At 63.7% G+C, this 12537-nt stretch carries 13 protein-coding genes; 4 read left to right on the top strand and 9 right to left on the bottom strand.

Annotated features, from left to right (window positions below):
- Positions 1–122: 122 nt before the first annotated feature.
- The gene (locus ASD80_RS15340; protein ID WP_056234615.1) at positions 123–971 is read left to right on the top strand and encodes an aminoglycoside phosphotransferase family protein; all 849 of its coding nucleotides are present in this window, start codon (positions 123–125) and stop codon (positions 969–971) included.
- Between the two features lie 18 nt (positions 972–989).
- On the top strand, positions 990–1493 hold the full coding sequence (locus ASD80_RS15335) for a CAP domain-containing protein (protein ID WP_056234612.1): 504 nt from the start codon (positions 990–992) through the stop codon (positions 1491–1493).
- Positions 1494–1695: 202 nt separating this feature from the next.
- Here ASD80_RS15335 and glpK read toward each other — a convergent pair whose 3' ends face one another.
- Both glpK and glpD read right to left on the bottom strand, forming a co-directional pair.
- Complete coding sequence (glpK, locus tag ASD80_RS15330; protein ID WP_056234610.1) at positions 1696–3183, bottom strand: glycerol kinase GlpK; 1488 nt, start codon at positions 3181–3183, stop codon at positions 1696–1698.
- 224 nt (positions 3184–3407) lie between these two features.
- Positions 3408–4898: a glycerol-3-phosphate dehydrogenase gene (glpD, locus tag ASD80_RS15325; RefSeq protein WP_056234607.1), complete on the bottom strand. Its 1491-nt coding sequence runs from the start codon at positions 4896–4898 to the stop codon at positions 3408–3410.
- 177 nt (positions 4899–5075) lie between these two features.
- On the opposite strand from glpD, the gene ASD80_RS15320 reads away from it, so the two are divergent.
- A complete protein-coding gene (locus tag ASD80_RS15320; protein WP_056234604.1) occupies positions 5076–6011 on the top strand; it encodes an AEC family transporter in 936 nt (311 codons plus the stop codon).
- A gap of 35 nt (positions 6012–6046) precedes the next feature.
- On the opposite strand, the gene ASD80_RS15315 is transcribed toward ASD80_RS15320, so the two are convergent.
- The 5 genes from ASD80_RS15315 to ASD80_RS15295 form a co-directional block, all read right to left on the bottom strand.
- Positions 6047–6670 (bottom strand): dihydrofolate reductase family protein, encoded by a 624-nt coding sequence (locus tag ASD80_RS15315; RefSeq protein ID WP_082555338.1) that lies wholly within the window; start codon positions 6668–6670, stop codon positions 6047–6049.
- Between the two features lie 181 nt (positions 6671–6851).
- Positions 6852–7316 carry an SRPBCC family protein gene (locus ASD80_RS15310; protein ID WP_056234599.1) on the bottom strand — a complete coding sequence of 155 codons (465 nt, stop codon included), beginning with the start codon at positions 7314–7316 and terminating at the stop codon, positions 6852–6854.
- Complete coding sequence (locus ASD80_RS15305; RefSeq protein WP_056234596.1) at positions 7313–7651, bottom strand: ArsR/SmtB family transcription factor; 339 nt, start codon at positions 7649–7651, stop codon at positions 7313–7315. Before ASD80_RS15305 ends, ASD80_RS15310 begins: the two co-directional genes overlap by 4 nt.
- A 47-nt stretch (positions 7652–7698) precedes the next feature.
- On the bottom strand, positions 7699–8649 hold the full coding sequence (locus tag ASD80_RS15300; protein WP_244489023.1) for an alpha-E domain-containing protein: 951 nt from the start codon (positions 8647–8649) through the stop codon (positions 7699–7701).
- A 217-nt stretch (positions 8650–8866) separates the two neighbouring features.
- Positions 8867–10288 (bottom strand): circularly permuted type 2 ATP-grasp protein, encoded by a 1422-nt coding sequence (locus tag ASD80_RS15295; RefSeq protein WP_056235405.1) that lies wholly within the window; start codon positions 10286–10288, stop codon positions 8867–8869.
- A gap of 139 nt (positions 10289–10427) precedes the next feature.
- Between ASD80_RS15295 and ASD80_RS15290 the strand changes: the two genes are divergently transcribed.
- Positions 10428–11357 carry a 2-hydroxyacid dehydrogenase gene (locus tag ASD80_RS15290; RefSeq protein ID WP_056234591.1) on the top strand — a complete coding sequence of 310 codons (930 nt, stop codon included), beginning with the start codon at positions 10428–10430 and terminating at the stop codon, positions 11355–11357.
- 4 nt (positions 11358–11361) lie between these two features.
- On the opposite strand, the gene ASD80_RS18580 is transcribed toward ASD80_RS15290, so the two are convergent.
- On the bottom strand, positions 11362–11994 hold the full coding sequence (locus ASD80_RS18580; RefSeq protein WP_162247377.1) for a DUF4136 domain-containing protein: 633 nt from the start codon (positions 11992–11994) through the stop codon (positions 11362–11364).
- A gap of 76 nt (positions 11995–12070) precedes the next feature.
- Positions 12071–12409 (bottom strand): cupin domain-containing protein, encoded by a 339-nt coding sequence (locus ASD80_RS15285; RefSeq protein WP_056234588.1) that lies wholly within the window; start codon positions 12407–12409, stop codon positions 12071–12073.
- Positions 12410–12537 lie beyond the last annotated feature (128 nt).

The following is a 12537-nucleotide window of genomic DNA, read 5'->3' as shown; positions in this document are numbered from 1 at the left end:
GGGTTGCCACTGTGCCAATCGGCAGGCTTACCCAGTGGTTATCGTCATGATTTCATCAAGTTTTCCGGCAATCAGCACCCACCTGTCGAAATAGTCCACCATCTGCTCTAATAGCGGCAATGATGAATCAGTCGCCTGTAGAAACCGCGCTCAGCCGCGCCATGATCCGCTGGTCCCTGACCAAATCGACCCCGGTAGCCGACACGCCGCGGAGCTGGATTTTTCGCGTCGAGCAGAATGGCCGCAATTTTGGCGCCCTCAAGATATTGAAGCCCGTCGTCGCCGAGGAGGAGGGCAGGGGCGCCCGCCTGCTGCAATGGTATGAAGGCGATGGCGCCGCCACGGTTTTCGATATCCATGGCGACACCATCTTCATGGAATGGCTCGATGGCGGCCCTCTATCCGATCCGGTGCGTGCCGGCCGCGATGACGAAAGCACCATCGCCGTCGCCACGGTGGTCGCTAATCTCCATAGGGCCCGTCCCGGCGCCCCCCAGGATTTGCAGCCGCTGCGCACCCGCTTCCAGACTCTGTTCGATACCGATGTAAGGGCCTGGCCACACACGGCCCGCGATCTCTATGCCCGCTCCAGCGGCATTGCCCTCAAGCTGTTCGATCGCCCTAGCGCGCAGCTTCCGCTGCATGGCGACCTGCACCACGATAATATCCTGTCCTCCGATCGCGGCTGGCTGGCCATCGATCCCAAGGGCCTCGTCGGCGATCCGGCCTATGATTTGGCCAATGTCTTCATCAATCCCAAGCATGCCGACAATATCGCCGCCGATCCGCGTCGCATTGCCGCCCGCGCCGATATCCTGTCCCAGCGCCTGAACTTTTCCCGCAAGCGCATGCTGGGCTGGGCCGCCGCCCACGCCGCCCTTTCGGCCTGCTGGGATCTTGCCGACGGCAATCCCATTACCGGCCTGCTCGCCTGCCTGCCGAACCTGCTCAGCGCCTACGACCAGGCCTGATCCTTCATGGAGCCATCGATGCTCACTTCGACCCGCCGCGGCTTCCTCCTGCTCACCGCGGCCACGGCGCTTACCGCCTGCTCTACCACCATCCCGATGCTGCCCAAGGGCGACAGCACGCCCGAAACGCTCACCGACGATGAAATCCTCGCCGCCATCAATGCCGTGCGCAAGGCCAATGGCGCGCCGCCCTGGACCTACAATACCCGCCTTGAAGACGCCGCCCGTTCCCAGGCCCGCCTGATGGCGCAGAAAAACACCATGAGCCACGATCTGGGCGTCACCCTGCGCGAGCGCGTCACCGCCGCCGGCTATCTCGGCGCCGTGGGTGAGAATGTCGGCAAGGGTTACAAGGATCTGCAGGGCATCATCGGCGGCTGGATGGACTCCTCGGGCCACCGCTCCACCCTGCTCAGCCACCGCTTCGTCGAATTCGGCCTCGCCGCCGCCCGCGGCCCCGGCGGCAAGCTCTATTGGGCCATGATCGCGGGCGGCAGCTTCCAGGCGTGGGCTACGCCATAGGGCCATGGCCTGATCTGCTGGTTTCCCCGGCGGGCTGCAATGTTTCAGTCGTCTCCCTCCCCCCCTTGCGGGGAGGGATCAAGGGTGGGGGATGTTCAGCCCCCATATCCGGGCCCCACACCCCCTGCCAACCTCCCGCGCGGTGGTCGTGGCGAGGCCGTGCCAGCCTTGTATGCGATTGTCCTGCCTGTCAGGACCCTTCCTAAACACTCAACGTCCGCCGCACGGCCACGTCCCAGCCCTTGATCTTCCGCTTGCGCTCCGCCGCTTCCATCTTCGGCTCGAACCGCATATCCCGCGCCCAGCTCGCGGCAAATTCCGCCATTCCTGGCCATACGCCGGCCTTCGATCCCGCCAGCCAGGCCGCCCCCAAAGCGGTGGTTTCGAGGATCACCGGCCGGTCCACCGGGGCGTCCAGCACATCGGCGAGAAACTGCATGGTCCAGTCCGATGCCACCATGCCGCCATCGACGCGCAGCACCGTATCGCCGCCGCCTTTCCAGTCCTTGCGCATGGCCTCCAGCAGGTCGCGCGTCTGGTAACACACCGATTCCAAGGCCGCCTTGGCGATCTCGGCGGGGCCCGAATTGCGCGTCAAACCATAGATGGCGCCCCGCGCCTCGGCGTCCCACCACGGCGCGCCGAGCCCCACAAAGGCGGGCACCATATAGACATTCTGGCTTGGATCGGCGCTTTCGGCCAGCGGTCCGGTCTCGCTGGCCTGCTTGACCAGTTTCAGTCCGTCGCGGATCCACTGCACCGCAGCGCCGGCAATAAAGATAGAGCCTTCAAGCGCATAGCTGGTCTTGCCGTCGAGCCGATAGGCGATGGTGGTCAGCAGCCGGTTTTTGCTGCGCACCATGTCGGCTCCGGTATTGAGTAGCGCAAAACATCCCGTGCCATAGGTCGATTTCAGCATGCCGGGCTGAAAACAGGCCTGCCCGATAGTCGCCGCATGCTGGTCGCCCGCCACCCCCAGGATCGGGATTGCGGCCCCGAACAAGGCCGGGTCCGTCACCCCGAAATCGTCGGCGCAATCCCTGACCTCGGGCAGCAGCGCCGCCGGCACCTCGAACAGCTCCAGCAGCCCCTTGTCCCATTGGTTCTTGCCGATATCGAACAGCAGCGTCCGCCCCGCATTGGTCGCGTCCGTCGCATGCACCTTGCCCCCGGTCAGCCGCCAGATCAGGAAACTATCCACCGTGCCGAAGGCCAGTTCGCCCTTTTCCGCCCGCTTGCGCGCGCCCTTCACATTGTCCAGCAGCCACTTGACCTTGGTGCCCGAAAAATACGGGTCGAGCAGCAACCCCGTTTTCTTCGTAACCGCCTTTTCATGCCCGGCCTTCTTGAGCTTGGCGCAATAGGCGGCCGTGCGCCGGTCCTGCCAGACCACGGCATTGTGGACGGCCTTGCCGGTCGCCCGGTCCCAGATCAGCGTGGTCTCGCGCTGGTTGGTGATGCCGATGGCGGCGATATCCTTGGCTGCGATCCCGGCCTGCTTGATTGCCGTCCGGATCGCCCAGGCCACCGACTCCCAGATTTCCTCGGGGTCATGCTCCACCCAGCCGTCCTGCGGGAAGATCTGGGTGAATTCCTTCTGGCCAACGCCCTTGATCGTCCGGTCCCCGCCGAACACGATCGCCCGGCTGGATGTCGTGCCCTGGTCGATCGCCAGAATATAGCCGCTCATAAAATTCTCCTCCGAGGCACGATCTTGCCAAACCCACCGGACCCACCCTCCCCCTTGAGGGGAGGGAAGCGAGATAGGACTTAGCTTCAGCTAAGTCCGTGATCGAGCAGGTGGGGGGTGTCGCGGCCACCACAAGCTCGATGCCCGCGGCACCTCCGACACCCCCACCCTCGATCCCTCCCCTCAAGGGGGAGGGAGTCGACTGCGAACGTGGTTCGCAAGCTTCACCTCGCCATATACGCCCCCAGCGCCGCCACCTCATCGGCGCTCACCCGCAGCCCGACCTTCGTCCGCCGCCACAATACATCCTGCGCCGTCCGTGCCCACTCATGGGCCACCAGATAATCCACCTCCGCCGCATAAAGATCCCAGCCGAAATGCCGCCCCAGCCCGCCGGTATCGCTGGCGCTGCCCAGCACGTCCCGCGCCTTGCTGCCATATTGCCTGAGCAGCCGCCGCAACAGGCCCGCCGGCATTCCGGCATAGTCCATGCCCAGTCGCCGCAGTTCGGCGTCGAAGGCCAATGGCTCGAACGTGCCACCCGGCAGCCGGCTCGTCCTGGTCCAGGCCGGGCCCTTCTTGCCCAGCACGCCTTCGATCTTTTCCAGCACCGATTCCGCCAGCCGCCGCGACGTGGTCAGCTTGCCGCCGAACACATTGATCGCCGCGCCCGTCGCCGCGTCGCCATCGAGCTTGAGCACATAGTCGCGCGTCGCCTCCTGCGCCGCGCTGGCCCCGTCGTCGAACAGCGGCCGTACGCCCGAATAGGTCCAGTGGATTTGCGTGCGCGTTACGGGCTTGGCGAAATATTCGCTCGCCGCGCTCAGCAGGTAGTCGGTCTCCTTCTCGGAAATCCGCACATCCTTGGGGTCGCCGTGATAGTCTTCGTCGGTGGTGCCGATCAGGGTGAAATCATCCTCATAGGGGATGGCGAAGATGATCCGGCCATCGCCATTCTGGAAGATATAGCAACGGTCGTGGTCGTAGAGCTTGCGCACCACGATATGGCTGCCCTTGACCAGCCGCACGTTATGCGCGCCGTTCCGGCCCATCGCCCCCGCTATGACCTCGTCCACCCACGGCCCCGCGGCATTGACGACCAGCCTGGCCCGCACGCTTTGCCGTCCGGCCTCGCCATCCAGTTCCACCAGCCACCCGCCACTGTCCCGGCGTACGCTGGTCACCTTCGTCCGCACATGGATCGCCGCGCCCTTGTCGGCCGCGTCGCGGGCGTTGAGCACCACGAAGCGCGCATCGTCGACCCAGCAATCGGAATATTCAAAGCCCAGCCGATAGCCTGGCTTCAGCGGCTTGCCGGTCTCGTGCCGGGTCAGATCCAGCGTCTTGGTCGGCGGCAGCAGGCGCCGTCCGCCCATATAGTCGTACATGGCGAGCCCCGCCCGCAGCACCGCCGCCGGCCGCAGCCCCTTGTGATGCGGCAGCACGAAGCGCAGCGGCTTGATGATATGGGGCGCCTCCGCCCACAGCACCTCGCGCTCGGCCAGCGCCTCATGCACCAGGCGAAATTCGTAATGTTCGAGATAGCGCAGCCCGCCATGTACCAGCTTGGTCGCCGCCGAAGAGGTGCCGCTGGCCAGGTCGTTCATCTCGGCCAGCGCCACCGAATAGCCGCGTCCCACCGCATCGCGCGCCACGCTGGCGCCATTGATGCCCCCGCCGATAACGAAGATGTCGACGTTGTCGCTGCCGCCCATGAACCAGTCCTTGCTGCTATCTTTCGTTTATACGCGGTTTTGTTTCGTTTTGAAAGACTAGCGTTTCGTTTGCGCGGATCACGGCCTCTGCCCCAATCTTCCATACAAGATGCAAGTTGACCCTGCGCCGCCAGAAGGCTAGGGCAGGGTATCCCTCCGGTTCGGGAATCCCCGGTCATGCTCGCCATTCTCATCGTCATTGCGCCCATCTTCGCGCTGATGGCGCTCGGCTATTCGGCCGTTCGCCTCCGCCTGTTCCCGGCCGACGGCATCAAGAGCCTGATCGCTTTCGTGAACAATTTCGCGACGCCCTGCCTGCTGTTCCACTCGCTGCTGACCAGCGATTTCCGCGCCGCCTTCAATATTTCCATCATCGGCCCCTATTATCTGGGGGCGCTGATCTGCTTCGTGCTCGGCATCGTCGTGGCGCTGAAGCTCTTCGGCAACCGGCCGGGCGAGGCAGTGTCGGTGGGCTTTTCCGGCATGTTCACCAATACCGTGCTGGTTGGCCTGCCCATCATGACCCGCGCCTATGGCGCCGATTCTCTGCCAGTCACGCTGTCTATCATCGGCCTGCATGGCGCCATCCTGCTGACGGTGGGCATGGTGACCATGGAACTGATGCGCCGCGACGGCCAGGCCCTCGGCAAGACCCTGCTGACCGCCGGCAAGCGCGTCGGCTCCAATCCACTCATCTGGGGCATTGCCGCCGGCATGGCCGGCTATTTCTCCGGCCTCAAGCTCATCGAGCCGGCCGAGGCCTTTTTCACCATGATGAGCCAGGCCGTGGTCCCCGCCGCCTTGTTCGGCATTGGCGGGGCGCTCAACGAATTCAAGCTCAGCGATAACTGGAAGCAGGCGCTGGTCGCCGCCATCATCAAGCTGATCGTCCACCCCGCCATCGCCTATGTGCTGATGATCTGGGTGCTGCATGTACCGATGGAGGTGGCCCGCTACGGCATCCTGCTCTCGGCCATGCCGGCCGGTGTCAATGTCTACGTCTTCGCCACCTACTACAATCGTGGCGTCAGCGTCGCCGCCAACGCCATCCTCATCGCCACCATAGCCTCGGCCGTGACCATTTCGGGCTGGCTGTATATTCTCAGTTTGTAGCCCTTCCACCTCTCCCCCAAGGGAGAGGTGAAGGTTCAGCTCAGCAATTCGGTGAAGCGCTGCGGCGCGCCCATATCCAGCGGCGCACGGGGCTCCAGCGTCAGTCCGACCACGCCCTTGTCGAACGTCTCGACACCCATCACCGTCATGTCCCGCTTTTCCGCGACCTCCCCGAACCAGGCCGCGCCGGGCGATACCGTCGGGAACACGTAGAAGGTGAACCGGTCGACCAGCCCGAGCCGGACCATCGACTGTACCAGGCTCGCTCCGCCCGAAAGGTGGATGTTGCCGCCGGGCTTCGCCTTGAGCTCGGTGATGAACGCCACCAGCGCCGCATCGTCCGCCGTCGTCACCATCCGCGCCTTGTGCCAGGGCTCCAGCGGCCGCGATCCGCTGCGCGAGATCACCAGCTTTTCGACCTCGTTCATGTGCCGGGCCATGGTCTGGTTGCTGCCAGTGCCCTCGCCCGACGCCAGCGTGCCCGGCCAATAGGCCACCATCTCGTCATAGGTGGTGCGGCCGACCAGCATCGTGTCCGATGTCTTGGCATTCTCGTTGATCCGCCGATAGACATCGTCGCCCACCGCATCCACCCACTCGAACGGGCTGTCCAGCCGGCCATTGAGCGTGGTCATCATACCCAACATAACGTTTCGCATTATCTGTCTCCATAAGTTAGCCAAAAAGATAAGTATTTAGGCGCTCGTCGTCACCTCTCCCTTCGGGGGAGAGAGCTTGCCCCGGACTTGATCCGGGGTCGGCGCGTAGCGCCGGGTGAGGGGGCCTTCCCCACCCCCCGACCCTAGGAAGAACCGAGCCCCGAGGGGGCCGCGAGGAGGCCTACCCCTCCACCAGCGCCGCCAATTGTGCCGTCACCGAGCCCCAGCCGTCGTAAAAGCCCAGGTCGCGATGCAGGGTCTGGTCGGCATTGTCCTTATGCATCACCACCGCGCGATAGGCGGTGCCCAGGTCATGGTCGTCCAGCGTGATGACCGCGGTCATCATCGGTTGCTCGGCCGGCCGCCAGCCGCCCACCAGCGCATTGGTGAAAACGATCCGCCGGCCTTCGTCGAGCGCCAGGTAGCAGGCCGACAGATGCGGCCCGAAATCGCCGCCATCCTGGCTCATCAGCGTGGTCAGCGCGCCGCCCGGCCGCAGGTCCATCTCCGCCACCCGGCACAGAGCGGGCGCCGGGATCCACCATTTGGCAAAGCTCTGCGGCGTCGTCCATGCCGCCCAGATGGCCGAGCGCGGCGCCTTGATGATGCGGCTGATTTCGAGATCGCGTTCCGGGTCCAGGGTCATTTCTTCGCTTCCTTGTCTTGCGTGACGAACTGCTCCAGCCGGTCCGTCCGGCCTTCCCAGATCGTCCTTTGTTCGTTGAGCCAGCTATCGATGGCCGCCAGTCGCGCCCGCTCGATCGTACAGGTGCGCACCCGCCCGGCTTTGCTGGTGCGGATCAGCCCGGCCCCTTCCAGCATGTGGATATGCTTCATGAACGAGGGCAGGGCCATGTCGAATGGCGCCGCCAGCTCGCCCACGCTGGCCGGCCCCCGCCCCAGCCGCCCCACCACCGCCCGGCGGGTCGGGTCGGCCAGCGCCTGGAATATGCCATCGAGCTGAGTTTGATACTGTTCCATAAGGCTAAGTATCACTCGGCGATGCTTAGCGCAAGGGCTAAGTTTGGTCAGTAGAAGTTGTAGCTTTCCGCCAGTGCGTTTGCCACGTCGTTGTTCTGCGCGATGAACTCGGTCAGGAATTCGTGCAGCCCGTGGGCAAAGATGGTGTCCATCGTCGTGCCCTCGACCATGGCGCGCAATCGCCCCGCCACGTCGTCGCAGACCTGCTTGCGGCCATAGAATGCGCCCAGCGTCTCGATATTCTGCTCGATGAATCGCGCGCAGTAGATCAGCGAGCGTGGCATTTCCGGCCGCAGGATCAGGAAGTCGGCGATATTCTGGGGCTGGTAGCGGTCATGATAGACATGCCGATAGCTGCGATGCGCCGAGGCTGCCCGCAGGATCAGCGACCATTGCTGGGTATCGAGATCGCTGCCCACCATTTCGCTCTGCGGCAGCAGCACGAAATATTTCATGTCGAGAATGCGCGCCGTATTGTCGGCCCGCTCGATGAAGCTGCCCGCCTGCAGGAAGGCGAAGCCGTCATCCCGCAATATGGTGCCCAGCAGCGCCCCACGGAACTGATGGCTGGAATTCTTGACCCATTCGAGCAGGCCCATCAGCTTGGCGCCGCGCACATCGCGCGGCTTGATCTGCGAAAATTCGAGCCAGGCCGAATTGATGGCGCCCCACATGTCGCTGGTAATGGCCGTACGCACCGAGCGCGCATTGGTCCGCGCCGCTTGCAGGCAAGAATAGACCGAGCTGGGATTGTCCGGATCGAACATCATGAAATGGGCGACCGTATCGACATCGGCCGGCCGCTCTTTCCGGGCGAAGTCCTCGTCCACCTCCGCCGCCTGCATCATGCTCATCAGATGCTCGCTGGCCCCACCCTCGCGCCGGCTGGTGAGGCTCATGCGATAGCCCACCTCCAGCAGCCGGGCCATGTTCTCGGCCCGCTCGACATAGCGGGAGAGCCAGAACAGGTTCTGCGCGGTTCGTCCGAGCATGGTCATGGCTGGGGCTCCACGCCGCCGAGAAGGCTTCGGTTCCTGCCCTCTCGCCCCCTTGAGGGGAGGGTAGCGGCGCTTGGCCCGAAGGGCCGTAGCCAAGCTGGGGTGGGGGTAATCCTGTGGGCCACCGAAGGACCCCCACCCTCGGTCCCTCCCCTCAGGGGGGAGGGAGGCGACAGAGCTGATAATTCGAGCGAAAGGACGTGAGTGCCGGCCACCATCACTCCTCCAGCACCCACGTATCCTTGGTGCCGCCGCCCTGCGACGAATTCACCACCAGCGAGCCCTTTTTCAGCGCCACGCGGGTCAGCCCGCCGGGCGTGATCCGCACTTCGTCTCCGACAAGCACATAGGGCCGCAAATCCACGTGGCGCGGCACGATGCCGGCATTGACATAGGTGGGGCAGGTGGAAAGCGCCAAGGTCGGCTGCACGATGTAATTGTCGGGCCGCGCCTCGATCTTGCGGCGGAATTCGGCATGCATGGCCTTGCTCGATGTCGGCCCCACCATCATGCCATAGCCGCCAGAGCCGTGAACCTCCTTCACCACCAGGTCGCCGATATTGGCCAGCACCCAGTTGCGCTGTTCGTCGTCGGTGCAGTTATAGGTCGGCACGTTCTGGAGCAGCGCCTTCTCGCCGAGGTAGAATTCGACGATGTCAGGCACATAGGTATAGACCGCCTTGTCGTCGGCTATGCCGGTGCCCGGCGCGTTGACCAGCGTCACATTGCCCGCCCGATAGGCGCTGAACAGGCCAGGCACGCCCAGCATGGAATCGGGGCGGAAGGTGAGGGGGTCGAGATAATCATCGTCGATCCGGCGATAGATCACGTCCACCCGTTCCGGCCCCGTCGTGGTCCGCATATAGACCTTGCCGCCATCGACGAAGAGGTCCGGCCCCTCGCATAGGGTGGCGCCCATCTGGTCGGCCAGGAACGAATGTTCGAAATAGGCCGAATTATAGATGCCCGGCGTCAGCACCACGATATTGGGCGCGCCGCTCGCTCCCGCCGGCGCCACGCTTTCCAGCGTCCGCCGCAGGTTTTCCGGATAATTCTCCACCGGGGCGACCTTCTGGCGCTGGAACAGGTCCGGCGCCAGGATCATCATCGCCTCGCGGTCTTCCAGCATGTAGGAAACGCCCGACGGCGTGCGCAGATTGTCTTCCAGCACGTAGAATTCGTCCGGCCCCACCCGCACGATATCGACGCCGATAATATGGGCATAGACCTGCCTGGCCGGCTCCAGCCCCATCATCTGCGGGCAGAAGGCCGAATTGTCGAGGATCAGCTTTTCCGGAACCCGCCCCGCCTTCAGGATGTCCTGGCCGTGATAGATGTCGTGGAGAAAGGCATTGAGCGCCCGCACGCGCTGGTCGATCCCCTGGCTGAGCCTGCGCCATTCCTGCGCCGCGATGATGCGGGGGATGACATCGAAGGGAATGACCTTCTCGGTGCCTTCCTCCGAGCCATAGACGGCGAAGGTGATGCCGAGCTTGCGAAAGATGGCCTCGGCATCCGACTGCATCAGCGTCAGCGCCTTGTCCGGTTGTTCATCGAGCCACTGGGCCAGCGCCCGATAGGGTTCGCGGACGCTGCCATCCGCATTGTGCATTTCGTCGAACGGCGCTGTGTCGCCCATCATGCTCCGAGTGGTCTACGGCTCATCCCATCGCCTTCACATTGCTGCACATCTGGCTGGCGGCGTCCAGCGGTCTTGCAATGGTAGGGCTTGCGATGGCGGGACTTGCCGCTAAGCTGTGGGCAACAAGAGGAATCCCATGACCATCGAGATCCTGCAGACCGGCAAGCTACTCGCCAGTTGCGAAGCCGCTCTGGCCGAGCGCTACACCGTCCACAAGCTGCACGAACAGCCCGACCCCCGGGCCTGGCTGGCCGCCAATGGCAGCCGTATTCGCGCCCATGCCGGCTCGGGCGTGCAGGCCGATCTGATGGACGCCCTGCCCAATCTCGAAATCATCGCCAGCTTCGGCGTCGGCTACGACAATATCGACACCAAATCGGCCAGGGCGCGCAATATCCGCGTCACCAATACGCCCAACGTGCTCAACGACGCCGTGGCCGAGCTCACCATCGGCCTGATGATCGCCCTGGCCCGCCGCATCCCGCAGGCCGACCAATATGTCCGCCAGGGCAAGTGGCTGGGCGGGTCCATGCCGCTGCTCTCCGAACTCACCGGCAAGACCGTGGGCATTCTCGGCCTCGGCCGCATCGGCAAGGAAATCGCCGCCCGCGCCCAGGCCATGAAGATGCGCGTCGTCTATCACGGCCGCAAACGCCAGCCGTCCGAGCCGCATATCTTCTACGACAGCCTCGTGGACATGGCGCGCGACAGCGACTGGCTGGTCATCATCGCCCCCGGCGGCAAGGGCACCGAGCGCATCGTCTCCCGCGAAGTCCTCACCGCGCTCGGCCCCAGGGGCATGCTGGTCAACATCGCCCGCGGCACGCTGGTCGATGAACCCGCCATGCTCGACCTGCTGCAGAATGGCGGCCTGGGCGGCGCCGCCCTCGACGTCTTCGAAAACGAACCCAACGTCCCCGCCGGCTTCCTTGCCCTCGACAACGTCGTGCTCAGCCCCCACCAGGGCAGCGCCACCGTACAGACCCGCGACGCCATGGGCGCCCTATTGGTCGCCAATCTCGAAGCCCATTTCGCCGGCGAACCGCTCATCAGCGCGGTGGTGTAGCAAGCTAAGTCCCGCAATCACTCATACTGACTTCGACGGCGCGCGCTTTGCCGCTCGTTCCAGGGAAATCCTCGAACAGAGCGTCAATTAAGCAACCAGCGACTTCCGCAAAGGTCCCGCTAGACCCAGAACTCACAACCTTGGCTTCGTATATCTTTTTGCCTGTGTTTGTGTTGGTCATCTCAACGGAGAGCACGCGCTGATATGTTGTATGAGAGACGGGAGCGGCGCCCACCACGCCGTAAGTGGTCGGTGTGTAACTGGTGCCCGAATAGGAGCCAAAGCCCCCGGAGCCGTATATGTTGCCAGTTGTGTAGGTTGTCCCTCCACCAGTTTGTCCATAGATTGGGACCGAACTGATCGACGTTCTGCCGCCATCAATCGCGTACGCAAACCGCACGTCTACATCGGGGCTCGAAGATGCGCTCCAGCCATGCTGCTCCAGCCGTGCACTAATTAAGCCAGCATAGGTGGTGGCCTCCAAGCTATCCTGCTGGATGTTCGAGGCGCGAACTGAAAATGTTTCGGGGGTGTTGGGCTGCAATGTATGAAATGCAGTCACATTGGACTGAACCGACTGGCACGCCGCTAGACCCACGGATAGCAATGCCACGGCTAAGATGGCGAATTTTGTCATCGTTCCCCCAAAGCTTCTAGTTCCTTGTTGTGGTACCTGAAGGCGTCCTGTTGTCCAAGCCATCTTTGCAGCCCGATTACTCCAGATTCTCCTGCTCCATCGTCCCGGCGTCATGCACGCAGAACACCACCAGTCGGCCTTCGCCGACATTGGTGAATTTGTGCTTCACGCCGCCCGGCACCACCACGATGTCGCCCGGTCCCGCTTCGATCACCGCGTCACCCGCCACGATCCGCGCCAGGCCCGAATGCACGATCCACGTTTCGGGATAGGGATGGGTATGCAGTCCCGGCCCCTGTCCGGGGTCGTTATCCACGGCAAAGAACGAAATATCCGTGCCATAGGCCGCGCCCTCGAATCGCACGGTCCGGCTCTTGCTCGGCGCCCGGTCTGCCGCGCGCAATACGTGCACCATGATGTCCTCCTGTTATCTGCTTCTGCCATAACGACGAACGGAGCCGCAGCTTTTCGACACGCGCATTGCCCGCCTGCGCAACGCCACGATTCCCTTCTGCGTTGCGACCCGGTAGCCTCATGGCAAAC

The organism is Devosia sp. Root635 (assembly GCF_001427605.1).
Lineage (GTDB): Bacteria > Pseudomonadota > Alphaproteobacteria > Rhizobiales > Devosiaceae > Devosia.
Note: the sequence above shows the minus strand (reverse complement) of the source record. Positions and strands in the feature narration are given on the sequence as shown.

What these genes read in the sequence shown, in the direction of transcription:
- ASD80_RS18580 (WP_162247377.1), bottom strand. Translation starts at nt 11,994, where the DNA reads ATGACAAAATTCGCCATCTTAGCCGTGGCATTGCTATCCGTGGGTCTA.
- ASD80_RS15305 (WP_056234596.1), bottom strand. Translation starts at nt 7,651, where the DNA reads ATGGAACAGTATCAAACTCAGCTCGATGGCATATTCCAGGCGCTGGCC.
- ASD80_RS15320 (WP_056234604.1), top strand. Translation starts at nt 5,076, where the DNA reads ATGCTCGCCATTCTCATCGTCATTGCGCCCATCTTCGCGCTGATGGCG.
- ASD80_RS15310 (WP_056234599.1), bottom strand. Translation starts at nt 7,316, where the DNA reads ATGACCCTGGACCCGGAACGCGATCTCGAAATCAGCCGCATCATCAAG.
- ASD80_RS15290 (WP_056234591.1), top strand. Translation starts at nt 10,428, where the DNA reads ATGACCATCGAGATCCTGCAGACCGGCAAGCTACTCGCCAGTTGCGAA.
- ASD80_RS15285 (WP_056234588.1), bottom strand. Translation starts at nt 12,409, where the DNA reads ATGGTGCACGTATTGCGCGCGGCAGACCGGGCGCCGAGCAAGAGCCGG.
- ASD80_RS15335 (WP_056234612.1), top strand. Translation starts at nt 990, where the DNA reads ATGCTCACTTCGACCCGCCGCGGCTTCCTCCTGCTCACCGCGGCCACG.
- ASD80_RS15315 (WP_082555338.1), bottom strand. Translation starts at nt 6,670, where the DNA reads ATGCGAAACGTTATGTTGGGTATGATGACCACGCTCAATGGCCGGCTG.
- ASD80_RS15295 (WP_056235405.1), bottom strand. Translation starts at nt 10,288, where the DNA reads ATGGGCGACACAGCGCCGTTCGACGAAATGCACAATGCGGATGGCAGC.
- glpD (WP_056234607.1), bottom strand. Translation starts at nt 4,898, where the DNA reads ATGGGCGGCAGCGACAACGTCGACATCTTCGTTATCGGCGGGGGCATC.
- ASD80_RS15340 (WP_056234615.1), top strand. Translation starts at nt 123, where the DNA reads ATGAATCAGTCGCCTGTAGAAACCGCGCTCAGCCGCGCCATGATCCGC.
- ASD80_RS15300 (WP_244489023.1), bottom strand. Translation starts at nt 8,649, where the DNA reads ATGACCATGCTCGGACGAACCGCGCAGAACCTGTTCTGGCTCTCCCGC.
- glpK (WP_056234610.1), bottom strand. Translation starts at nt 3,183, where the DNA reads ATGAGCGGCTATATTCTGGCGATCGACCAGGGCACGACATCCAGCCGG.